This window comes from Bacillus cereus group sp. BfR-BA-01382 (assembly GCF_022663475.1).
Classification (GTDB): Bacteria; Bacillota; Bacilli; order Bacillales; family Bacillaceae_G; genus Bacillus_A; species Bacillus_A thuringiensis_S.
The window spans coordinates 1-807 of record NZ_JAKUFQ010000247.1; the positions used below are offsets into that span (position 1 = coordinate 1).

Consider the following 807-nt stretch of genomic DNA (forward strand, 5'->3'; position numbering starts at 1 on the left):
ATTTCGAATGATACTGGCTTCGCTAGTTTTTTATATCCTGGTAAGCTTTCTACCTCTACTAGCTTATATTTTCCTACTGATAAATCTGAAATTGTTGCTTTTCCATCTTTATCTGTTTTTACTTTCGTTACTACTTTGCCTTTTTCATCTTGCACTTCGAATGTTACGCCTTCTAATAACGCGCCACTTTCTTTGTCTACTTTTGTAATCTCTACTGAACCTTTATCTAACAGTTCGTTCTCTACTTTCAATGATAAAACTTTCGTCATACCTTTTTTGATTTCGAATAATACTGGTTCTGTTAATTTTTTGTAACCTGGTAAGCTTTCTTTTTCTACTAATTTATACTTTCCTACTGATAAATCTGAAATTGTTGCTTTTCCTTCTTTATCTGTCGTTACTTCTGTTACTACTTTGCCTTTGTCGTCTTGAACTTCGAAGACTACGCCTTCTAATAATTTTTGACTATCTTTATCTACTTTTGTAATTTCTACATTTCCCTTGTCTAACATTTCGTTTTCTACTGTTAAAGCAAGAGATTTTGTCATGCCTTTTTCAATTTGGAAAATAATCGAATCTACTAATTGTTTATATCCTTTTGGTGCTTTTACTTCTACTAACTTGTATGTGCCGACTGATAAATTAGTAACTTGTGCTTGTCCTTTTTTATCTGTCGTTATTTTAGCGACTACTTGTCCTGCTTCATCTTGAATTTCAAAGACTGCATCAGCTAAAACATCTTTATTTTCTTTATCTACTTTTGTAATTTCTACATTTCCTGTATCTACTAATTCATTTTCTACTGTT

1 protein-coding gene is annotated in these 807 nt (G+C 31.6%); it reads right to left on the reverse strand.

Annotation, left to right across the window (positions count from 1 at the left end; translation table 11 throughout):
- The coding region (locus MR160_RS33725) for an MSCRAMM family protein (protein WP_255805916.1) at positions 1–807 on the reverse strand (807 nt) is incomplete at both ends.